The sequence below is a fragment of the Arthrobacter sp. BGA-UO-ETr-C19 genome, from assembly GCF_059568005.1.
This window is the reverse complement of record NZ_JCAQPC010000023.1, coordinates 473605-494374: the sequence shown is the minus strand read 5'-3', so window position 1 is coordinate 494374 and position 20770 is coordinate 473605. Positions and strand designations below refer to the sequence as shown.

At 68.2% G+C, this 20770-nt stretch carries 18 protein-coding genes; 14 read left to right on the top strand and 4 right to left on the bottom strand.

The window, feature by feature from the left end; genetic code table 11:
• Positions 1 to 100: 100 nt before the first annotated feature.
• From AC57BR_RS18365 to AC57BR_RS18330, 8 genes are all read left to right on the top strand, one after another.
• Positions 101 to 1090 carry a LacI family DNA-binding transcriptional regulator gene (locus AC57BR_RS18365; RefSeq protein WP_496363135.1) on the top strand — a complete coding sequence of 330 codons (990 nt, stop codon included), beginning with the start codon at positions 101 to 103 and terminating at the stop codon, positions 1088 to 1090.
• Between the two features lie 2 nt (positions 1091 to 1092).
• Positions 1093 to 2073, top strand: a complete 981-nt coding sequence (locus AC57BR_RS18360) for a 2-hydroxyacid dehydrogenase (protein WP_496363133.1) — start codon at positions 1093 to 1095, stop codon at positions 2071 to 2073.
• Positions 2070 to 3287 carry a D-mannonate dehydratase ManD gene (gene manD / locus AC57BR_RS18355; RefSeq protein ID WP_496363131.1) on the top strand — a complete coding sequence of 406 codons (1218 nt, stop codon included), beginning with the start codon at positions 2070 to 2072 and terminating at the stop codon, positions 3285 to 3287. The genes AC57BR_RS18360 and manD overlap by 4 nt, the downstream gene beginning before the upstream one ends.
• A 2-nt stretch (positions 3288 to 3289) precedes the next feature.
• Positions 3290 to 4819 carry a mannitol dehydrogenase family protein gene (locus tag AC57BR_RS18350; protein ID WP_496363129.1) on the top strand — a complete coding sequence of 510 codons (1530 nt, stop codon included), beginning with the start codon at positions 3290 to 3292 and terminating at the stop codon, positions 4817 to 4819.
• A complete protein-coding gene (locus AC57BR_RS18345; protein ID WP_496363127.1) occupies positions 4816 to 5868 on the top strand; it encodes an NAD(P)-dependent alcohol dehydrogenase in 1053 nt (350 codons plus the stop codon). The genes AC57BR_RS18350 and AC57BR_RS18345 overlap by 4 nt, the downstream gene beginning before the upstream one ends.
• Positions 5869 to 5944: 76 nt before the next feature.
• Positions 5945 to 7336, top strand: coding sequence for an MFS transporter (locus AC57BR_RS18340; protein WP_496363125.1), 1392 nt, complete (start codon positions 5945 to 5947; stop codon positions 7334 to 7336).
• 102 nt (positions 7337 to 7438) lie between these two features.
• Positions 7439 to 8125 (top strand): bifunctional 4-hydroxy-2-oxoglutarate aldolase/2-dehydro-3-deoxy-phosphogluconate aldolase, encoded by a 687-nt coding sequence (locus AC57BR_RS18335; RefSeq protein WP_496363123.1) that lies wholly within the window; start codon positions 7439 to 7441, stop codon positions 8123 to 8125.
• Positions 8122 to 9090, top strand: a complete 969-nt coding sequence (locus AC57BR_RS18330; protein ID WP_496363121.1) for a sugar kinase — start codon at positions 8122 to 8124, stop codon at positions 9088 to 9090. Before AC57BR_RS18335 ends, AC57BR_RS18330 begins: the two co-directional genes overlap by 4 nt.
• A 95-nt stretch (positions 9091 to 9185) precedes the next feature.
• Here the strand turns inward: AC57BR_RS18330 and AC57BR_RS18325 are convergent, their stop codons facing one another.
• The 3 genes from AC57BR_RS18325 to AC57BR_RS18315 form a co-directional block, all read right to left on the bottom strand.
• On the bottom strand, positions 9186 to 9758 hold the full coding sequence (locus AC57BR_RS18325) for a DM13 domain-containing protein (RefSeq protein ID WP_496363119.1): 573 nt from the start codon (positions 9756 to 9758) through the stop codon (positions 9186 to 9188).
• 99 nt (positions 9759 to 9857) lie between these two features.
• The gene (locus AC57BR_RS18320; RefSeq protein ID WP_496363117.1) at positions 9858 to 12350 is read right to left on the bottom strand and encodes a sensor domain-containing protein; all 2493 of its coding nucleotides are present in this window, start codon (positions 12348 to 12350) and stop codon (positions 9858 to 9860) included.
• Positions 12351 to 12494: 144 nt separating this feature from the next.
• The gene (locus tag AC57BR_RS18315) at positions 12495 to 13133 is read right to left on the bottom strand and encodes a GOLPH3/VPS74 family protein (protein WP_496363115.1); all 639 of its coding nucleotides are present in this window, start codon (positions 13131 to 13133) and stop codon (positions 12495 to 12497) included.
• Positions 13134 to 13320: 187 nt separating this feature from the next.
• Here AC57BR_RS18315 and AC57BR_RS18310 point away from each other — a divergent pair, with 187 nt between their 5' ends.
• The 6 genes from AC57BR_RS18310 to AC57BR_RS18285 all read left to right on the top strand — a co-directional run bounded on the left by AC57BR_RS18310 (position 13321) and on the right by AC57BR_RS18285 (position 20229).
• Positions 13321 to 14214: a MurR/RpiR family transcriptional regulator gene (locus tag AC57BR_RS18310; protein WP_496363113.1), complete on the top strand. Its 894-nt coding sequence runs from the start codon at positions 13321 to 13323 to the stop codon at positions 14212 to 14214.
• A gap of 40 nt (positions 14215 to 14254) precedes the next feature.
• Complete coding sequence (locus AC57BR_RS18305; protein ID WP_496363111.1) at positions 14255 to 15208, top strand: NAD(P)-dependent oxidoreductase; 954 nt, start codon at positions 14255 to 14257, stop codon at positions 15206 to 15208.
• Positions 15209 to 15253: 45 nt separating this feature from the next.
• Positions 15254 to 16801, top strand: a complete 1548-nt coding sequence (locus tag AC57BR_RS18300) for an aldehyde dehydrogenase family protein (RefSeq protein ID WP_496363109.1) — start codon at positions 15254 to 15256, stop codon at positions 16799 to 16801.
• Between the two features lie 13 nt (positions 16802 to 16814).
• A complete protein-coding gene (locus AC57BR_RS18295) occupies positions 16815 to 18029 on the top strand; it encodes an amidohydrolase (protein ID WP_496363107.1) in 1215 nt (404 codons plus the stop codon).
• Complete coding sequence (locus AC57BR_RS18290; protein WP_496363105.1) at positions 18026 to 19435, top strand: DUF3100 domain-containing protein; 1410 nt, start codon at positions 18026 to 18028, stop codon at positions 19433 to 19435. The genes AC57BR_RS18295 and AC57BR_RS18290 overlap by 4 nt, the downstream gene beginning before the upstream one ends.
• Before the next feature lie 341 nt (positions 19436 to 19776).
• Positions 19777 to 20229, top strand: a complete 453-nt coding sequence (locus tag AC57BR_RS18285; RefSeq protein WP_496363103.1) for a hypothetical protein — start codon at positions 19777 to 19779, stop codon at positions 20227 to 20229.
• Positions 20230 to 20231: 2 nt separating this feature from the next.
• On the opposite strand, the gene AC57BR_RS18280 is transcribed toward AC57BR_RS18285, so the two are convergent.
• A complete protein-coding gene (locus tag AC57BR_RS18280) occupies positions 20232 to 20744 on the bottom strand; it encodes a gluconokinase (protein WP_496363101.1) in 513 nt (170 codons plus the stop codon).
• Positions 20745 to 20770: the final 26 nt, after the last annotated feature.

Here is a 20770-nt window from a genome sequence, read left to right as displayed (position 1 = left end):
ACTCACCCCTGTGACGCAACTCATGGAAAACCATTGACAAGCTTGTACAAGTTTTTCCATACTTGGAGGGAAGGGTTTCAACGAAGCAACTGGAGGACCGATGCCGGCCAAACTCACGGACGTCGCAAAGCTCGCGGGCGTCTCACTCGCCACCGCGTCACGGGCGTTCGGCGACCCCGGCAGGCTCGCCGCCGAAACCCGGCAAAAGGTCATGGACGCTGCCACCCAGCTTGGCTACGACGTCCCGGGACTCAGCGGCAGCCGGACCTTCGGCGTCGTGGTCCCGGACATCTCCAACGCAGTGTTCGCCGCCCTCATCAAGGCCATCCAGGACCGGGCCTGGCACGGCCGGCACCGGATGGTGCTGGCCGACACCGCCGAATCCTCCACCCGCGAACGCGACCACCTGGCGTCCTTCGCCACCGGGGTGGACGGCATCATCCTCTGCTCGCCGCGGCTTCCGTCGGAGCAGATCCACAACCTGGCCGGCAACGCGCCGCTCGTGGTGATCAACGGCGAGGCAGACCACGCGGCCCGTGTGCTGATGGAAGCCGGCGAAGGGATCCGGCAGGCCGTCGAGCACCTGCATGCCCTCGGCCACCGCAAGCTCGCCTACATCCCCGGCCCGGCCTCCTCCTGGGCCAACGGCCAGCGGCTCGCGGCCATCACCCGTCTCTGCGACGAGTGGGGCATCGAACTGGTCACCGTGGGCAACCAGAACGCCACGGTCGACGGCGGCCTGGCCGCCGCCGCTTCGGTGGTCGCCAGCGGCGCCACCGCCGTCATCGCCTACAACGACCTCGTCGCCATCGGCATGCTCGCCGGCGCCCGGACGCTCGGCTACCACTGCCCCGAGGACATCAGCGTGGTGGGCATCGACGACCTCGACATCGCCGCGGCCGCCGAACCCGGGCTCACGTCCGTCCGCGTTCCCATCAGCCGCAGCGGCTCCCTCGCCCTCGAGCTCCTCCTCGAACAGATTGCCGGCAAGCCCACCGCCACCGAGGCGGTCCACCTGAACTCGCAGCTCATCGTGCGCGGCTCCACCTTCGCCGCACGCAACGCAGACCACACCCTCCAGGGAAAGTAACCATGAGAATCGTCATTGCAGACTCCAACCTGATGCCCCAGCGTGCCACCTTCGAGGCGGCGCTGCCGGAAGGCACCGTCACGTCCTGGCACGACAGCTGGAACGAACACTCCGTCCTGACCGACCTCAAGGACGCCGACGTCTTCGTTGGCCCCAAATTCACCGCGGCCATGGGCGCCGAGGCACGGAACCTTCGCCTCGTGCACGTCGCGGGTGCCGGCTACGACGGCATCGACGCGGACGCCCTGCCCGCCGGGGCCGTCTGCGCCAACACCTTCCACCATGAGGGCTCCATCGCCGAGCACATTGCCACCGTGCTCGTGGCGCTGCGCCGCAACCTGCTGGGCCAGGATGCAGCCCTGCGCACCGGCGTCTGGTCCTCCTCGGTCTACTCCCCCGAGATCCGCCAGCCGGAAACGCTGCGCGGCGCAGTGGTGACCTTCCTCGGCTTCGGCCACATCGGCAGCGCCGCCTGGAAACTGCTGCAGGCCTTCGGCGCCGAAGGCATCGCCATTACCCGCAGCGGCTCCGTCAACGCCGAAGAACACTCCCTGCGCTGGACCGGCACCACGGACCGCCTGGGCGAGGCCCTCAGCGAATCCGACGTGCTGGTGGTCAGCATCCCGCTCGACGCCGGAACCGCCTCCCTGATCGGTTCGGCGGAACTGGACAACCTCGGCCCCGACGGGCAGATCGTCAACGTCGCCCGCGGCCCCGTCGTCGATGAAGCGGCACTTTACGAGGCCCTGAAGGACCGCCGGATCGCGGGCGCCGCCATCGACGTCTGGTACCAGTACCCGGGGACCGACGGCCGCGGCGAACCCTCTGCCCTGCCGTTCGGCCGGCTCGACAACGTCATCATGACCCCGCATTCCTCCGGCGTCACCGCCGAAACCTTCCGCGGCCGCGCCCGTGAGATCGCCGAAAACATCATCCGCCTGTCCGCGAACCAGCCCCTCAAGAATGTAGTGATTTCCCGATGACCCGAAAAATCGTCGACGTCGACGTCCTCGTCACCAGTCCCAGCCGCAACTTCGTCACCCTGAAGGTCACCACCGACGATGGGCTGATCGGCTGGGGCGACGCCACCCTCAACGGCCGCGAACTCTCCGTCGTCAGCTACCTCCGCGACCACCTCGCCCCCGCCCTGCTGGGCAGGGACGCGGACCGGATCGAAGACACCTGGCAGTACTTCTACCGTGGCGCCTACTGGCGCCGCGGGCCGGTGACCATGGCCGCGATCGGCGCCATCGACCTGGCCCTGTGGGACATCAAGGGCAAGGCCCTGGACGTCCCCGTCTACCAGCTACTTGGCGGCGCCGCCCGGGACAAGATCCTCACCTACACGCACGCCACGGGCTGGGACCTGCCCGAGCTCCTCGACTCCGTGGACCGCCGCCGCGAACAGGGCTTCCGCGCCGTCCGCGCCCAGTCCGGGGTGCCGGGCCTGGACAAGGTCTACGGCGTCACCCGCGGAGCGGCAAGCTACGAGCCGGCCGGACGCGGCGCCGGACCCGTCGAAGAGGACTGGGACACCTCCGCCTACCTGCGCCACGCCCCGAAGGTCCTGGCCGCGGTCCGCGAGCACGTGGGCCCGGAGCTCAAGCTTCTGCACGACGTCCACCACCGGCTCAACCCCACCGAGGCTGCCCGGCTGGCCCGGTCCCTTGAGGACGTGGACCTGTTCTGGCTCGAGGATGTCACGCCGGCGGAAAACCAGCGGCTGCTGCGCACGCTGCGCCAGCAGACCACCGTTCCGCTGGCCATCGGTGAGGTCTTCAACACCGTCTGGGACTGCGAGCAGCTCATCACCGAACGGCTCATCGACTTCATCCGTACCGCCGTCGTGCATGCCGGAGGCATCTCCCACGTCCGCAAGATCCTGGCCCTGGCGGAGGTTTACCAGATCAAGGGCGCGCCACACGGGCCCTCCGACGTCTCGCCGATCAACCTCTCGGCTTCGCTCCACCTGGGCCTGGCCACGTCCAACTTCGCCATCCAGGAATACATGGGCTACGACCCCCTGGTGTCCGAGGTGTTCCAGTCCAGCTTCCGCTTCGAGGACGGCTACCTCCACCCCGGCGACGAGCCGGGCCTCGGCGTGCACGTGGACGAGGACGCCGCCGCCCGCTTCCCCTACAAGCAGGCCTACCTGCCCATCGCCCGCGAGCTCGACGGCTCCATGAAGGACTGGTGACCATGACTTCCGCTTCCCCGCTGTCCGCCGCCATCCCCGGGATCCTGCGGCGACCGGCAGCACCGGCCGCAGGGATCGTGCACCTGGGCCTCGGCAACTTCCACCGCGCCCACCAGGCCGTCTACACCGACGCCGCCGTCACCGCCCACGGCGGCGACTGGGGCATCATCGGCGTCGCCAGCCGCTCCGCCGCCATCCCGGACGCCCTGCGCGCCCAGGACATGCTGTATACCGTGGTGGAAATTTCACCCGAAGGCTCGACGTTCTCCGTTCCCCGGGTCCACACGGATGCCTTCACGGCCGCCGCCAGCCCGGACCGGGTGGTCAGGGCCATCGGGGATGCCGGCACCCGCATCGTGTCGCTGACAGTCACCGAAAACGGCTACAACTACACCCCCGCCACCGGCGCCCTGAACCTGCAGGACCCGGCCATCCGGCACGACCTCGCCCACCCCGGCTCACCCCAGACCCCGATCGGGCAGATCGTCCGCGGCCTGCAGCACCGGTCCCGGACCCACGCCGAACCCGTCACCATCCTCAGCTGCGACAACCTGGCCGACAACGGCCACCACACGCAGCGGCTGGTCCGCGAATTCGCCGCGCTGCTCCCGCCCACCGAAGCCGCCGAGGCCCTGGCCTTCATCGACACCCGCACCAGCTTCCCGTCCTCCATGGTGGACCGGATCGTGCCGGCCACCACCGACCACTACCGCAGCCTGGTCTCATCCCAGCGAGGCTACAGCGACCGGATCCCGGTCCCGGCCGAACCGTTCACCATGTGGATCATCGAGGACAACTTCATCGCCGGACGCCCCACGTGGGAAGACGGCGGCGCGGTGTTCTCCGACGAGGTTGCCGGCTACGAGCAGCTGAAGGTCCGCATGCTCAACGGCACGCACTCCCTCATCGCCTACCTCGGAGCCCTCACCGGCGCCGCCACCATCCCCGAGTCCGTCTCCCACCCGGCCATCGAACTCGCCGCCCGCTCCGTCCTGCGCAACGAGTACCTGCCCAGCGTCTCTGTCCCGGCCGGGGTGGACGTGGACGCCTACGAGGAACAGCTCTTCTCCCGCTGGCGCAACACGGCACTGGGCCACCGCACCAGCCAGGTGGGCTCCGACGGGTCCGTCAAACTCCGCCAGCGGATCCCGCTGCCGGCACTGCAGATGCTCGAAGACGGCCGGATGCCGCAGCTGCTGGCCCTCACCGCCGCCGCGTATCTCGCCTGCATCGCCCCGCTGCCCGGGTTCGATCCCGGACCCCAGGCCCACGCCATGGAGGACCCCGCACGCGGACTACTCGCCGGGCTGGCGGCCGAATCCCGCTCAGGCCAGGACCTCGCCCGCAAGGTCCTCGGCGACCACCACCTCCTCGGCGAGGAACTGGCCGAACGCGACGAATTCACCGCCCGCACCGGCGAGTTCATCGACATCATCCACTCGGCAGGACCGCTGGCCGCCATTGCCGAAGCCAGCACTGCCGCGTCCCTCACTCCAGCCCCGTCCCTCCAAACCGTTCGGAGCACGCCATGACCACCCAAGCCATACCGTCAATCAACACAGCCGGGCTTCCCACCGGCACCCGGGCCGCCGTGCTGCACGGCGCCCGCGACCTGCGCATCGAACACAGGCCGCTGCCCGCCCTCGGCCCGCAGGACCTGCTGGTCGAAATGCGCTCCGGTGGGATCTGCGGCTCGGACATGCACTACTTCGCCGACGGCCGCAACGGCACCAACGTGCTGCGCCAGCCCACCGTCCTGGGCCACGAAGGCGCCGGCGTCGTCGTCGCCGCCGGACCGCAGGCCACCGTCGCCGCGGGCACCGCCGTCGTCATCGAACCGGCCCTGCCCTGCCGGGAATGCCCCACCTGCCGCTCCGGGGGCTATAACCTCTGCCCCGCCGGAACCTGCTTCGGTTCCCCGCCCACCGACGGGCTGTTCGCCCGCCACGTGGTGGTGCCCGAAGCCGCCGTCCACCTGCTGCCGGACACCATCCCGGCCGAAATCGGGGCAGCGATCGAACCGCTCGCCGTCGCCGTCTGGGCCGTGGAACGGGCGCAGGTCCGGAAGGGGCACCGCGTCCTGATCACCGGCGCCGGGCCCATCGGCCTGCTGGTCGCCCAGGTCACGGCAGCCCAAGGCGCCGCCGAGATCGTGGTGACGGACGTGAACGACGCCCGCCTCGCTGTCGCAGCGAAGTTCGGCGCCACCCGCACCATCAACACCGCAACCACGGCCCTGGACCTGGCGGGCGTGGACCGGCTGATCGAATGCTCCGGCAACACCCGGGCCCTCGCGGACGGCATCCAGACCCTCGCACCGGCAACCCGCGCCACCGTCGTTGGCCAGGCCAAACCCACGGTGGACGGCATCCCGCTGGGGTTCCTTCAGCGCTACGAAATCGACCTCGTCACCGCCTTCCGCTACGCCGACGCCTTCCGGACGGCGATCGACCTCGCCTCCTCCGGCGTCGTGGACCTGCCGTCCATCATCACCAGCACGTTCCCGCTCGAAGACGCCGCGGCCGCCCTCACCGCCCCGGTGACCGACCCCACCAACCTCAAAGTACTCATCACCTATTGACCAAAATGCAGGCCCGTCAGGGTCCGCTGGTTGAGCTTGTCGAAACCGCAGGACATCCATTCAAAGGAGTTTGGAAATGACCACAGCAGCACACCTCCCCCCGGGGGAAGTCGATCAGAGCAAAGTCCGGAAGGCCGCCGTCGCCGGCCTCATCGGCACCACCCTGGAACTGTATGACTTCGTCATCTACGGCACCGCCTCGGCGCTCGTCTTCAGCAAACTGTTCTTCCCCAACGTCTCCCCCGCAGCTGCGCTGATCGCCAGCTTCACCACCTTCGCCGTCGGCTTCCTGTTCCGTCCCCTCGGCGGCATCTTCTTCTCCCACTTCGGCGACCGCCTCGGCCGCAAATGGATCCTCGTGGTCACCCTGCTCCTGATGGGCGGCGCTACGCTGGCCATCGGCCTGCTTCCCACCTTCGACCAGATCGGCCTGTTCGCCCCGGTCCTGCTGTGCGTGTGCCGCGCGGCCCAGGGCTTCGGCGCCGGCGCCGAACAGTCCGGCGGCGCAACGCTGCTCACCGAATCGGCTGCCCCTGGCACCCGCGGCAAGCTGGCCTCGCTGATCATGGTCGGCGCGGCTGCCGGCACCGCCCTCGGGGCACTGGTGTGGATCGCCGCCCAGTCCCTGGCTCCGAACGACATGCTCACCTGGGGCTGGCGGCTGGTCTTCCTCTCCAGCATCTTCGTCACCATCGCCGCCCTCATCATCCGCCGCAAGCTCGACGAATCCCCCGTGTTCGAAGAGATCAAGCAGGCCCGCACCGAACCGCCCGCACCGCTCAAGGAGGTCGCCAAGCATGGCAAGGCCAACGTCCTGCGTGTCATCCTCATGAACTTCGGCGTCAGCACCCAGTCCTACACCATCCAGGTCTTCATGGCCTCGTACCTGATCACCGTCGTCGGCACGGACCCCAAGTTCATCCCGCCGGTGCTGCTCATCGGTGCGCTCTGCGGCGGCGTCGCGGCCGTGTCCTTCGGCATCCTGTCCGACAAGATCGGCCGCCGGCGGGTCGTCTCGCTCATCACCGGGGCGCTGATCCTCTTCCCGGCACCGGCCTTCATGCTCCTGACCACCGGCTCCCCCGTGGCCATCGTGCTGGTGATCATCGTTGGCTTCATGCTGGCCTGCCAGGGCGTGGTGGGTGTGCACATGAGCTACTTCCCGGAGATCTTCGGCAGCCGCTACCGCTACGCCGGCGTCACCCTGGGCCGCGAGTTCTCCTCCATCATCGGCGGCGGCATCGCGCCGATGGTCTGCGCCGGACTGCTGGGCCTCTTCAGCAACTCCTGGATCCCGGTGGCCATCTACATGTCGCTCACCATGCTCGTCAGCTTCGTCGCCACGCGGCTCTCGCCGGAGACCGTCAACCGCGACCTGACCGACCCCGAGGACGCCCGCCGTACCGGCGGCGTGGTCGCCACCCCTACAGTGGCGGCTGAACTGGCCGCCGCCCGCACCGCCAAGTAACGCACCCCTTCAGGCAACCAAGGACAGTGCACGACGGCGGCACGCGCCGCCGTCGTGCACTGTCAGTTCCGCTTTACAGCACTTCCACCGCAAAGGAATCCCATGCTCCGCCTCGAAAACCCCGGCACGGCGTCCCGGCCGGCACCCTCCGCAGTCCTCCGCGAGACCCGTGCCGTGGCTGTCCTCCGGGCCGGGCATGCCTCGGACTACGCGCCGGTCATCGAGGCCCTGCAGCGCGGCGGCGTGCTCAGCATCGAGCTCACCCTCAGCACGCCCGGCGTCTGGGAAGAGCTACCCCTCCTCCGCGAGCGGTTCGGTGACTCCCTCGAGATCGGCGTCGGGACGGTCACCGACGCAGCGGAAGCCGAGACGGCCCTCGACCTGGGCGCGGCCTACATCGTCACACCGGTCATGCATCCGGGCGTCATTGAGGCGTGCATCGGCCGCGGCGTTCCGGTCTACCCCGGCGGCCTGACGCCCACGGAACTGCACACCGGCTGGAAACTGGGCGCCACCGCGGTCAAGATCTTTCCGGCCTCCACGGTCGGTGCCGGCTACGTTTCACAGCTGCGCGGCCCGTTCCCGGACATCGAAGTGATCCCGTCCGGCGGCGTCAACATCGAGGACGTGCCGGCCTGGATCAGGGCCGGCGCGCTTGCCGTCAGCCTCGGCGGGCCGCTCCTCGGTGACGCCTTCAAGGGCGGCGACCTGCGGGACCTCACGGCCCGGGCACGGCGTGTGCGCGAGCTGATCGACCAGACGGCCGAGCAGCCGGGGGCGGCCAAGTGAGCGCGGGCAACCAGGTGAACCCGGCACCGTACGTCCTCACGTTCGGCGAGACCATGGCGCTGATGCGCGCCGACCAGGTCGGCCCGCTCGCGCACGCCTCCACCATGAGCCTGGGCATCGGCGGTTCCGAGTCCAACGTTGCCATCGGTCTCCGCCGCCTCGGCGTGCAGGCTGTATGGTGCGGTCGGATCGGGGCGGACTCCCTGGGCCAGCTCGTGGAGCGCGAGATCCGGGCCGAAGGCGTGGACGTCCGCATCGCCGTCGACCCTTCCGCCCCCACCGGGCTGATGATCAAGGAACGCCGCACTCCTGACGCACAGCGCGTCAGCTACTACCGCGCCGGAAGCGCCGGGTCCCGGATTGCACCGGCCGACATCGACGACGAACTCATCTCCGGAGCCGGGCTACTGCACGTCAGCGGCATCACGCCCGCCCTGTCACCCCAGGCGGAGGCCACGCTTCGGCATGCCATCGGTGTGGCCAGGGCTGCTGGCGTTCGCGTGTCCTTCGACCTGAACTTCCGCGGCAACCTCTGGTCCGCCGAGGGTGCCGGCAGCGTCTACCGCGGCATCATCCCGTTGGCCGACATCGTGTTCGCCGGCGAGGACGAGGCAGCGATCGCCGTCGGCCCGGGTGAACCCGAGGACCTGGCCCGGAGAATCGCCGACCTGGGTCCGGGCCAGGCCGTGATCAAACTTGGTGCCGACGGTGCCCTAGCCCTGGTTGACGGCACGTTGTTCCGGCAGGCCGCCGTTCCCGTTTCAGTGGTGGACACGGTCGGCGCCGGCGACGCCTTCGTGGCCGGATACCTGGCCGAACTCATGGAAGGCCGCAGCCCCGCTGAACGCCTCCGCACGGCCGCCGCCACCGGCGCCTTCGCCTGCCAGGTCCCCGGGGACTGGGAAGGTTTTCCCCGCCGCCACGAACTCGCGCTCCTGGAAGCGAAGGAGCCGGTCTCCCGCTAGCACCGTGCTACTTCAAGAGACCGGTTGGAGTTTTTGTCCACTTGTCGCGACTTCCGGGGTGTTTAGCGCCCATTATCTGTACAAAAACTCCACTCTCACCGGGCGAACTGGGCCGCTCCGAAGGAAACACTGAACTGGACGCACCACAGGTCCACAGACCTGTACCGGGCCAAGTCAACGTCCTCGGGGATCGCATACACCTGGTTGCCCTGGTTCCCCTTGATCACCCCGAGGTCATGGTGTTCCGCGGAACCGGCCGTGAACCACCCGGCCGTTCCCTCCACCACGTCCGCGGCACTGAGCCAGACATGCACATCCGGGCCGTTGGAAGTGTCCAGGTTCTCCAGAGTCAGAACGCGTTTCCCGTCAGGCTGCCGGATGATTCTGACGGTTCCTGTGGTGGCGTGCTCGTGGCTGATGAGGGAGCCCACGGCCAGTTGAACCGGACCGGCGGGCGGCTTCAAGGAGGGCGGCTTCGAGGCAGGCGGGGTGGCGGAGGGGGCGGGCGGCGTTGGCGCCGCGGAGGCCGCGACTGTGGGCAGCTGCTCATCCACCCGCACGTCGACAAACAACAGCCACGGTTTGAACAACGCGAGTCCCAGCGCCAGCACGGCGGCACCCACAGCGGCGGCGATCACCCAGCGGCGCTTGCGTTTGCGGGCCTGCATGCTGCAAATCTACACCCGGTCCCGCAGGCGAGTTTTTGTCCACTTGTCGCGACTTGAGGGGTGTTTTGGGGCCAATATCTGTACAAAAACTCCCGGCAGCTAGCCCACCTGCGGCAGGGGCTCCCCTGCTGGGATACCGGCTGACATGCCTGCGGCAATCGGCGCGGAAATCGCGGCAGGGAGTTTGCCCGGGTGGGACTGCAGCCAGGCCGGGATCCGTTCGGCCGGCAGCGGCTTGCTCCACAGGTACCCCTGGGCGAGGCGCACACCCAACCGGCGGAGTTCGCCCAGCTGGACGGCGGTCTCCACGCCTTCGGCCACGACGTCAAGCCGCAGGCTCTCGGCCATGCCAAGGACCAGTTCGATGATCGTGGCCCCGTGCGGATCGGTCCCCAGCTCCTCCACAAAGGTGCGGTCGATCTTGAGGGTCCGGGCCGAGAGCCACTTGAGGTAGCTGAGCGAGGAGTAGCCGGTGCCGAAGTCGTCGATGGACAGCCCTACCCCCAGGCGGGCCAGCCGCTGCAGCGTCTCCTTGGGCAGGTCCGGCTGGTCCATGAGCACGGTTTCGGTGATTTCCAGGTGGACGGCCGCTGCGTCGATGCCGGTGTCGCGGATGGCCGCCTCCACAACGTCGGGAAAGTCGCCGGCCACGAGCTGGCGGCCGGAAATGTTCACTGCCGCCGTGAAGTTCTCCGCCCCCGGGACCTGCGAGCGCCACTGCTGCACCTGGCGCAGCGCCTCGCGGAGCACCCATGTGCCGATCGGCAGGATCAGGCCCGTCTCCTCGGCAATCGGAATAAAGGCATCGGGCATGATCGGGCCGTGCTCGTGGTGGTGCCAGCGCAGCAGTGCCTCAAAGCCGACGGCGCCCTCGGTGGAAACGTCGATGACCGGCTGGTAGTTCAAAGACAGCTCATTCCGTTCCAGGGCAAGCCGGAGATCGGACTCCAGGTCCAGGCGCCCGGTGGCCCGTCCGGCCATGTGCACGTCGTAAATCGCCGACGAATCCCCGCCGGCGGATTTGGCCCGGTACATGGCGGCGTCAGCCCCCTGCAGCATCGATTCTGCGGTGTCCTCCTCCTCCGCCAATGCGATGCCCACGCTGACGTTGAGGTAAATCTGCCGGCCATCCACGTCGAACGGCTGCCGGGTCGCATCCCGGATCCTTTCGGCCAGGGTCTGGGCCCCGCCCATCTGCAGGTTCTGGCAGATCACCACGAATTCGTCGCCGCCGAACCGGCCCACCGTGTCACCGTCCCGGACGGCGGCCTTCAGCCGCTCACCCAGCAGCACCAGAATGGTGTCGCCGGCGCTGTGGCCGATGCCGTCGTTGATCAGTTTGAACCGGTCGACGTCGACGAACATCACCACCGGCCGGGCGGCCCGGTCCAGGAAACCCTGCAGTACCTCGGTGACCATGTACCGGTTCGGCAGGCCGGTCAGGGCGTCATGGCGCGCCTGCCATTCCAGGATCTGTTCAGCGTTCTTCCGGTCGGTGATGTCCAGGACGGTGTCCAGGAACCGGATCGGCTTGCCGTCCGCGCTGTTCATGCTGCGGATCCGCGAGTGCAGCCACCGCTGTTCCCCGGTGGGCCGGATGATCCGGTATTCGAAATCGGCGAAGCCGAGCCCGTGATCCAGGCTCTCCCACACTTCGCGGACACGGTCCCGGTCATCGGGGTGCGTCCGCGCCAGGATGGCTACCCGGTCTTTCCGGTCGCTGGCGGACATTCCCAGGATCCGGTCGAATTCCTCCGAATGCCACGTCTCCCCGGTGGCAACGGTGTGCTCGACGCTTCCAACGTGGGCCATCTCCTGGGCGGCCAGCAGCCGCTCACGTTCGGCATCGGCCGCGGCCTTCAACCTCTGGATCTCCGTGATGTCCCTGGCAATGGCCGATGCCCCCACCCGGATGCCGTCCTGGTCGTAGACGGGGGAAACGGTCAGTTCGACGTCGATCACCGACCCGTCCTTGCAGCGCCACCGGGCCTCCACACCGGTGACGAACGCCCCGCTCCCCGAACGGGAGGTGACCTCCGCGCCGAAGTAGGCTCCGTCGTCGGCGGTCACCAGCCCGTGGCTCTGTCCCACAGCCTCCCAGGAGCTCCAGCCGAGCATCCGCGCCGCCCCCGCATTCCAGCTGGTGATCTTCCCGGTGAGGTCAGCGCCGATGATGGCATCGCCGGAGGATTCGACCATGGCCGAGAGCCTGCGCAGGATCGCCTCGGTGTGCTTGCGGTCCGTGATGTCCTTTGAAATCGCCACGACCGCCACGGGGACGGTGTGCCGGCCCCTGATCCGGCTGACTGTCGCGTGCACCGGAAACTCCCGGCCCGTGCTGTGGCGGGCCCACAGTTCGCCCGCCCAGTCCCCGCCGCGGGCCACCCTGTTGGCGATTTCGCGGTCGGTTGCGCCGCCGCCACGGATCTCAGCGCCGCCGATGATGCCCAGGTCCGTGATCTTCAGCCCCAGAACCCTGTCCGAGCCCAGCCCGTACAGCCGCTCCGACGCGCGGTTCCAATACGTGATGCGCCAGTCGCCGTCCATGCCGATGACCGATTGGCCGATCTCGTCCAGCAGCAGCGACTGCATCACTAAATCGTCGCGATGTTCCCCAGCCATAACCTCTCCGACAGGTGCTCCCCCAATGGCAGCGCGCTATGCACTCGGACCCGTTTGCTTAGGGAACCGTGCTGGCAGTAAATCAGCAGGCCGGGTTTCCTGCAAGGGTTTTGGCTACGTGGCGGCCTCCGCCTCGGCGAGCCGGATCATGCGAAGCTCATCCCGCACCGCACGGGAAGGCCAGTGGTCACCGGCCAATTCCCTGAGCCGGGCGGGACCGGCCCCCGGGAAAAGCTTGTCCATAAGCCCCGCCGCGTGCAGCAGGCCAATCAGCGCGGCGGTCCTGGCGTCCGACGGCGATCCGTTGAGTATGCTTTCGATCCTCGCCAGAAGTGCCGCCTCCGGAGCATGGTCCTTCTCCGGGTAGCGCGTGGTCCTGAAGACGCCAAGATGCTTTTCGCCCACATGGGTCACGACGCCGAGAGCCGCCATGCCCTCATAGACGCTGTGCAGTACGGCGCGGCTTTCCAGCATGGCGACCCACCGCCGCGGGCCGTGCGGCCGGGATTTGTCGTGGATCAGCTCCCACTGGTGCCGCAAGTCAGATTGCGGAGGGGCTCCGGTGGCCCTGACGTATTTTCCCTGCAGCTGGATTGCGCCCAGCAGGTCCAGCTCGGCCAGGATTGCGCCGGACAGGGCCGCCCTGAGCACGCTCTGCGGCACCTCCGGCTCGCCGTCCTTGTCATTCGTTGCCAGAAGAAGGAACGCCTGCGGCAGGTTCAGCTCGCCGGCGCCCGGCGTTTCGGTGCTCATACCCTCATGGTCCACCGCTCCAGCCACCGCTGCAATGCAGGACCGGAGCGGATTTCACGCCGGAAACCAAAAACCACTTTCCGCAAACGAAATTGCAGAGTACATTGGATGCAATCAATCTTGCAGAGCGATCTGGGCCACAGATCCCGCGCCCGCCACAGATCCTGTCCAGAGAAAGAGGTCTGACTTGAACCCCAACACCGCCGGCCTGGAAGCCAGCCCCGGAACCGGCGCGGGCCCCACCTCCCATGCGTGGCTCGGCGACGCGCTTCCGGACGTTCCGCTGTCCAAGGCCCAGAGCCGCGTGGTGGACGTGATTGCGCGCAACCCGCAGCTTTCCTCGTACGCGGACATCGCGGAGATCGCCCAGCGAGCCGACGTCAACAATTCGACAGTGGTCCGGGCGGCCCAGCACCTGGGCTACCGGGGCTGGCCGGACCTTCAGCGGGAACTGCGGTCCCGCTACCTGGTGATGATCTCCACCGAGGACACCCTGACCGAGCACGGGGAACACCGCAGTCCCCTGCATGACGCGCTCAACCACGACATCGAGAACCTGCGCCTGACCCTGGACTCCAATACGGCCGACGACGCCGAAGCGGCCATCGCCACCATGGCGGCGGCCAAATCCATCATCGTTCTGGGGCTAGGATCGTTCGCCGGTCCCGCCAGCGTGATGGCCCATCTGGGCTCGACCATGGGATACCCCATCACCCTCGAGAACCGCGGCGCGGTCCACCTCGCTTCCAGCGCCAACGCCTTGGGGCCCGGTGATGTCCTGGTGGTCATCAACATGTGGCGCTCGATGCGGCAGATCATCGTCACCGCCGAAGCCGCGAAACAGGCGGGCGCCAAGGTCGTCGCCATCAGCGACATGCGCCGCGGCCGTCTGGCGGCCGTCGCCGACCACCTCCTGGTGGTGGCATCGGAGGGCATCTCCTTCTTCCAGTCCGTCACCGCCGCAAACTCTCTGGTCTACGGCCTGCTCGCGGGCATGGAGGCCGCGCACCCCGAGCGCAGCCGTGCAGCCATCCGCCGCACCCAGCAGCTGTGGAAAGACCTCGACATCTACCTCGACTGACCTGCAGCCCACACCCCTGCCTTCTTCCAGGAGCACATTCATGAACACCAGCACAGAACGCCGGATCGCCGTCATCGGCCTCGGCTCCATGGGCGGAGCGATGGCAGCCGCGCTTCACAACGCCGGCTGGGAGGTCACCGGCTTCGACCCCTCCGAAGCCGCACGGACCGCCGCGTCCGAGGCCGGCATCGCCACCACCGCCAGCGTCGGAGATCTCGCCGGCACGCCCTACGCGGTGCTCTCGCTGCCCGCGGCCAGCGTCGTCGAGTCCACCGTTCCACAACTCCTGGCGTCACCGGGAACTGTCGCGATCATCGACACCACCACCTCCGAACCGGCAACGAGCAAGCAGATGGCCGAACTCGCCGAAGCGCAGGGCGCGGCGTTCGTCGATGCCCCGGTCTCGGGCGGCCGCGACGGCGCGGCAACCGGAACGCTGAGCGCCTTCGTCGGGGCAACCGATGCGGCCCTTGCCGCCGCCGAACCCGTCCTGCTGGCACTCACCGGCGGCAAGTACAACCACATCGGCGGACCCGGCAGCGGCAACGTCGTCAAGCTCCTCAACAACGTCCTGGCCGCGGCCAACCTTGTCTCGGTCGGGGAGGCCCTGGGAGTCGCCAAGGCCTACGGCATCGATCCGGCCAAGGCGGCAGCAAGCATCAGCGAAGCCTCCGGCGGCAGCAAAGTCTCCGCGAACATGTACCCCAACTGGGTGCTCTCCGGTACGCACGATTCCGGTTTTTCCCTGGGGCTCATGGCACGCGACGCGGCCCTCGCGGTCGACGTCGCCGCGCGGATCGGCGAAAACCCGGCGCTGCTGGCCGCCGTCGCCGGCCAATGGCAGGACGCGCTGGCCGCCCTCGGACCGGGCGCGGATTTCACCGAGATCGCGCGGACCGTCGCCCCGGCCGTCACCCCTGCGGGCGCCCCGGGCAACACAGCCCCCGGCAACACAGCCCCCGGTAAAACAAGCCACACCACCGCCGTCGCCTGACTGCGCCCGAAGCAAAAGACTCAGACAACAAAGAGGATCGCCACATTGAGCACCACCACAGCACCCACTTCCTCGTCAGCGGCCACCGCCCGGTCGGTCCTGGACGCCGCGTTCCCGGCCGGGCTCGGAGCATTCCTTGACGGCAGGACAGTCCCCGGCAGCGGCGAGACCATCACGCTCACCGCCGCCGCAACGGGAGAACCGTTCGCCACCTACGCCGACCCCGGCACCGAGGGCGCCAACGCCATCCTTGAAAGCTCAGTCGCCGGGGCAGCAACCTGGGGCGAAATGAACGGGTTCGAACGGGCCGCCATCCTGCGCAACGTCAGCCGCACCATTGAAGTGCACGCGGAGGAACTGGCCATTCTCGAGTCAGCCACCACCGGGAAGCCCATCCGCGACGCCCGCGCGGAGGCCGCCAAGGTGGCCGAGATGTTCGGCTACTACGCGGGCTGGGCGGACAAACTGACCGGCCAGACCATCCCCGTACCAGGCCCCTGGCACACGTACACCGAACGGGTCCCCTGGGGCGTCGTCGTCGCCATCACCCCCTGGAACGCGCCCCTGTTCACCGCCGGCTGGAACTCCGCGGCTCCGCTGGCCGCGGGCAACGCCGTGATCATCAAACCCAGCGAATTCACGCCAGCCTCCAGCATCCGGCTGGCGCAGCTGGCGCACGGGGCCGGTCTGCCTGCAGGCGTGTTCAACGTGGCCACGGGGCTGGGCCAGACCGTGGGCGCGGCACTCACGAGCGACCGGCGCGTCGGCAAAGTCAGCTTCATCGGCTCCGTTCCCACCGGCCGCCGGGTTGCCGTCGCGGCCGCGCAGGCCGGCATACCCGCGCTGCTGGAACTCGGCGGCAAGAGCGCCAACATCGTGTTCGCTGATGCGGACCTGGAACGCGCCGCCGACGGCGCCATCGCGGCGATCTTCTCCGGCGCCGGGCAGTCCTGTGTGGCGGGGTCGCGGCTCCTCGTGGAGCGCAGCGTGCACGCCCAGTTCGTCGAACTGGTCGCACAAAAAGCCGCACGGCTGCGCGTCGGCGACCCGCTGAGCGCGGACACCGAGGTGGGCCCCATCATCACGGCGCAGCAGTTCGCCACCGTCACCACGCTTATCGAGGCCGGAATGAACGACGGCGGACGCCGGGTCACGGGCGGAACGCTTCCCGACGCTCTGGCCGGGTCGCCTCTGGCCGGGGGCCACTGGGTGATGCCCACCCTGCTCGACGGTGTGACGCCGCAGAACCGCCTGGAGACCACGGAAGTCTTCGGGCCCGTCGTCGGGGCCGACGCCTTCGACTCGGAAGCCGAGGCGATTGCCCGGGCCAACAACACCAACTTCGGCCTGGCGGGCGCGGTGTGGACCTCGGACGTTTCCCGCGCCCATCATGTGGCGCGCCAAGTGAACGCCGGCACATTCTGGATCAACTCCTACAAGACCATCCACGTGGCCGTTCCGTTCGGCGGTTTCGGGGACTCCGGCCACGGGCGCTCCTCCGGTCCCGGCGTCCTGGACGAGTACACGCAGACCAAGGCCATCTGGGTGCCGACCCGTGCAGCGGGTGCCCCCTTCCCGTCCCTCTCCTACTAGGGCAGGCATGTTCATGGAACCGACAGATACACCAGCCCTCCGCACGGCTCTTGCCGAGGGCGTTAGCAAATGGAAACCGCGGGCCCTGGCAATGGCGCAGCAAATCCACGCCCTCAAGGAGGTGTCCTTCGAGGAGGTCCACTCGGCCGGCGCGGCAGCAGACCTGCTGGCCGCGGGCGGCTTCGAGGTGGAACTCGGCACCTGCGGCCTCCCCACGGCCTTCACCGCCAGCGCCGGCAGCGGCGAACTGACGGTGGCCCTGTGCGTGGAATACGACGCGCTGCCCGACATTGGGCACGCCTGTGGCCACAACCTGATCGCGGGCGCCTCCGTCGCCGCTGCCCTGGCGCTGCGGCCCTTCGTCGACGAGCTGGGCATCACCCTGAAGACCATCGGAACGCCCGCCGAGGAACATGGCGGCGGCAAGGCGCTCATGCTCGAACGCGGCGCGTTCGACGGCGTCAGCCTGGCCCTGATGGTCCATCCCGTCCAGGACGGGGTGACGTATAACCCCGCAGGCACCAGCGCCCAGGCTGTGGGCCGGTACCGGGCGACGTTCACGGGAAAAGCCGCCCATGCGGCGGCCGCCCCGCACCAGGGCGTGAACGCCGCAGACGCCGCCGTGCTGAGCCAGGTGGCCGTCGGGCTCCTGCGCCAGCAGATCCCCGGTGACCACCGCATCGCAATGTATGTTGCAGAGGCCGGGCACGTCACCAACATCATTCCGGAACGGGCGGTGGTGGAGTTTGAATGCCGCGCCTTCACGCTGAAGGAATACGAAGCGCTGCTGGAGCGCGTCCGCCGCTGCTTTGAAGGGGCCGCGCTGGCCACCGGCGCCACGCTGGCCATCGAGGACACGGAACCGCTCTACGAACCGCTGATCCAGGACGATGCCCTGGCCGCGCACTGGACCGAAGCCATGGACGTGTTTGGCAAGGACACCTCGCCCTCGGCCGGCATCAGCGGCGGCTCCACGGACATGGGCAACATCTCCCAGGTCATCCCGAGCCTGCATCCCTGGCTGAGCATTCCCGGCGCGGACGTCCCCATCCACTCCCACGCCTTTGCCGCACTGGCAGACTCCCCGGAGGCCTACGCCGTGATGTTCGAGGCAGCCACCGCGCTGTCCTGGACAGTCGCCGCCGCGGCCACCACCCCCACCGAAAGGGCACGCCTGATCAGAGCGGCCTTTAGCCGTCGGACGGACACACAGGAAGGCACACCATGAGCACCAGCACAACACCCGCGCGGACAGACAAGGCCGGTATCCGGCTCACGCTTCCCATTGCCGCGCTGGCCTTCGTCATTGCGCTGGCAGTCCAGCTGATCGGCCAGGCGAAGATCGACGTGGGCATCGGCGCGATCGTTATCTTCCCCATGGTCTGGGGCCTGATCCTCGGCCTGCTGGTCTCGGTCCAGAAATTCAAGCCGCTGGGCCTGGACCTGCAGCGGGTCGCGGCCGCCCTGGTCGGTGTTGCCGTGCTCCTCCTCGTGGCCAGGCTGGCGTTCAACATCGGGCCCAGCCTTCCCACCCTGCTCAAGGCGGGCCCGGCGCTGCTGCTGCAGGAGGTCGGCCACCTGCTGGGCACCATCGCGCTGGCGCTCCCGCTGGCCGTGTTGCTCCGCATGGGCAAGGCGACGGTCGGAGCCACGTTCTCCCTTGACCGCGAACCGTCCTTCGCAATGGTCTCCGAAAAATACGGCCCCGACTCCGACCAATACCGCGGCGTCCTGGCCATGTACGTTTTCGGCACCCTGTTCGGCGCCGTCTACATCACGCTGCTGACCTCGCTCGTGTCCAACTGGAAGATCTTCGATCCCCTGGCCCTGGCCATGGGTGCAGGCGTGGGGTCCGGGTCCATGATGGCGGCGTCCTCCGCCAGCATCATCGCCGCCTACCCCGGCGATCAGGAGGCCGTCCTGGGCATGGCGGCCATCTCCAACCTGATCACCACCATCCTGGGTGTCTACGTCGGCATCTACCTCGCCCTGCCGCTGGCGGACCGTTTCTACCGGGTCCTCACCCGCAGGCAGAGCCGGGAAGAGGCTGCAGTCACGGCCGGCGCCCCGGCACAGCATGCGGACACCCAGCGCAGCACCGGCGGCGCGGACTCCGGCGGTGCGGACTCGGCCACGGAAGCAGCCCAGGCGGAGGAAAACCGCCGCTTCCGCGAACGGGTTGCCGAATCGTCGGCGGCCATGCACCTTCCGCTGTGGCTGTCCCTCTCGGTGCTGACCGTCCTCGGCATCGGCACGGCCTCGATCGCGGCCAAGGGATTCAGCCTGACCATCGTCGCCGGGTACGCGATCATGCTGGCCCTCGTTCTGGTCAGCATTGCCCTGGCCAGGCTCACCAAGAAGATCTCGGCCATCGTCTACATCACGACCATCGGCGCCTACATCTCGAGCCCCTGGTTCTTCGGCGCCGCGGCGCTGAACGGCCCCATCAAGTCGGTGGACTTCCTCTCGATCGCCACGGTCATGCTGACGCTCGCCGGCCTGTCCCTGGGCAAGGACATTCCGCTGCTGAAAAACATCGGCTGGAAGATCATCCCGGTGGGTCTGGTGGCAGTCACCGCATCGTTCCTGCTGTCCACCGTGATTGCGGAGTTCGCCCTCGGGCTTTGGCATTAAGCCTGTGGCATTAAGCCTTCGGCACTAAGCCTTTGGCACTAACCACGAACGCGCAAATGGGAAGCGGACGACGGCGGGACCTCCCGCCGTCGTCCGCTTCCTTTTCATTTGGCTCTTGTCAGCGCTATCGGTCCGTGAGATGGTGCGGCCAGCCGGACTTTCGGCCGCGCCGGATGTTTGGCAGTACAGCGCGGCACCCCAAATGGTGCCGCCGTCAGGGGCACATGGCCTTTACACGCCTGGCCCCGTACATCCGGCTCCCGGTCGCAGCAATGGCATGGCCACGGCGACGCAGGACGCCACGCTTCCATTCACAGCACCCTTTATCCAAGGAAAACCTGATGTTAGGCACCAGCAGCCGCCTCGCCGCCGTCGCACTCGCCGCCGGCCTCATGGGCATCGCCGCCCCCGCCCACGCGGCCCCCGCGGCACTCGTCAGCGCAGGACCCGGAATCCTCGTCGCCGACGGCGCCGCCGTCGATATTCCAGTGACCTTTGTCTGCGATACCGACCCCACCCTGCTCATCGCCGTGCCCGTCATCCAGCTCACCCAGAGGGTCAGCGACGGACGGATCGCCGGCGGTATCGGAAATGAACAGCTCAGCTGCACCAGGAAGGCCCAGACCGTCACCATCCGGGTGGTTCCCAACGTGATGGCGTTCAACGAGGGCACGGCCGCGGCTACGGTCGTTCTGCAAAGCTGCAACGCGCAGTTCCAGTGCTCCGCGGAAATCATCAACACCGAACTGAAACTCGCCAAGGGCGCGGGAACCGGGATCCTGCCCCAGAGGTAGGGCTACGAAAGTTCCAGCTCGCGGACGATGCGCTCCACCAGCGATGTTGGATCGCCGAGGATATCCACGGGAATATGCACCTCGTCGGGCCCCAGCGGCTCCAGCGTCGCAAGCTGTGAAGCCAGGAGGCTGCCGGGCATGTATTCGTGCGCCCTGCCGCTGATCCGGCCCGAAATGGTGGCGGCCTCGCCGGAAAGGTAAATGAAGACCAGGTCAGGTGCGAAGCTGCGCAGCAGGTCCCGGTAGCTCCGCTTGAGCGCCGAGCAGGCGATGATGCGCGTGCTTGCTCCGTCGCCGGATGTTGCCAGCGCGGCACCGATTTCGGCGAGCCAAGGCGCCCTGTCCTCATCGTTCAGCGGCGTGCCGCTTGCCATCTTCGCCTTGTTGGCGGCCGGATGAAAGTCGTCCCCGTCGAAGAAGGGCACGCCCAGGCGCTCGCCCAGCAGCGCACCGACGGTCGACTTTCCGCAGCCGGAGACACCCATGACAACCAGGGGCGGCAGGTTCGTGATCATTGTTGTTCTTTCCATAGGTGGCCCCG

Coding starts and splice junctions, on each gene's coding strand:
- AC57BR_RS18350 (WP_496363129.1), top strand. CDS start 3,290: ATGACTTCCGCTTCCCCGCTGTCCGCCGCCATCCCCGGGATCCTGCGG.
- AC57BR_RS18315 (WP_496363115.1), bottom strand. CDS start 13,133: ATGAGCACCGAAACGCCGGGCGCCGGCGAGCTGAACCTGCCGCAGGCG.
- AC57BR_RS18325 (WP_496363119.1), bottom strand. CDS start 9,758: ATGCAGGCCCGCAAACGCAAGCGCCGCTGGGTGATCGCCGCCGCTGTG.
- AC57BR_RS18335 (WP_496363123.1), top strand. CDS start 7,439: ATGCTCCGCCTCGAAAACCCCGGCACGGCGTCCCGGCCGGCACCCTCC.
- AC57BR_RS18290 (WP_496363105.1), top strand. CDS start 18,026: ATGAGCACCAGCACAACACCCGCGCGGACAGACAAGGCCGGTATCCGG.
- AC57BR_RS18320 (WP_496363117.1), bottom strand. CDS start 12,350: ATGCAGTCGCTGCTGCTGGACGAGATCGGCCAATCGGTCATCGGCATG.
- AC57BR_RS18305 (WP_496363111.1), top strand. CDS start 14,255: ATGAACACCAGCACAGAACGCCGGATCGCCGTCATCGGCCTCGGCTCC.
- manD (WP_496363131.1), top strand. CDS start 2,070: ATGACCCGAAAAATCGTCGACGTCGACGTCCTCGTCACCAGTCCCAGC.
- AC57BR_RS18285 (WP_496363103.1), top strand. CDS start 19,777: ATGTTAGGCACCAGCAGCCGCCTCGCCGCCGTCGCACTCGCCGCCGGC.
- AC57BR_RS18345 (WP_496363127.1), top strand. CDS start 4,816: ATGACCACCCAAGCCATACCGTCAATCAACACAGCCGGGCTTCCCACC.
- AC57BR_RS18360 (WP_496363133.1), top strand. CDS start 1,093: ATGAGAATCGTCATTGCAGACTCCAACCTGATGCCCCAGCGTGCCACC.
- AC57BR_RS18280 (WP_496363101.1), bottom strand. CDS start 20,744: ATGATCACGAACCTGCCGCCCCTGGTTGTCATGGGTGTCTCCGGCTGC.
- AC57BR_RS18340 (WP_496363125.1), top strand. CDS start 5,945: ATGACCACAGCAGCACACCTCCCCCCGGGGGAAGTCGATCAGAGCAAA.
- AC57BR_RS18295 (WP_496363107.1), top strand. CDS start 16,815: ATGGAACCGACAGATACACCAGCCCTCCGCACGGCTCTTGCCGAGGGC.
- AC57BR_RS18365 (WP_496363135.1), top strand. CDS start 101: ATGCCGGCCAAACTCACGGACGTCGCAAAGCTCGCGGGCGTCTCACTC.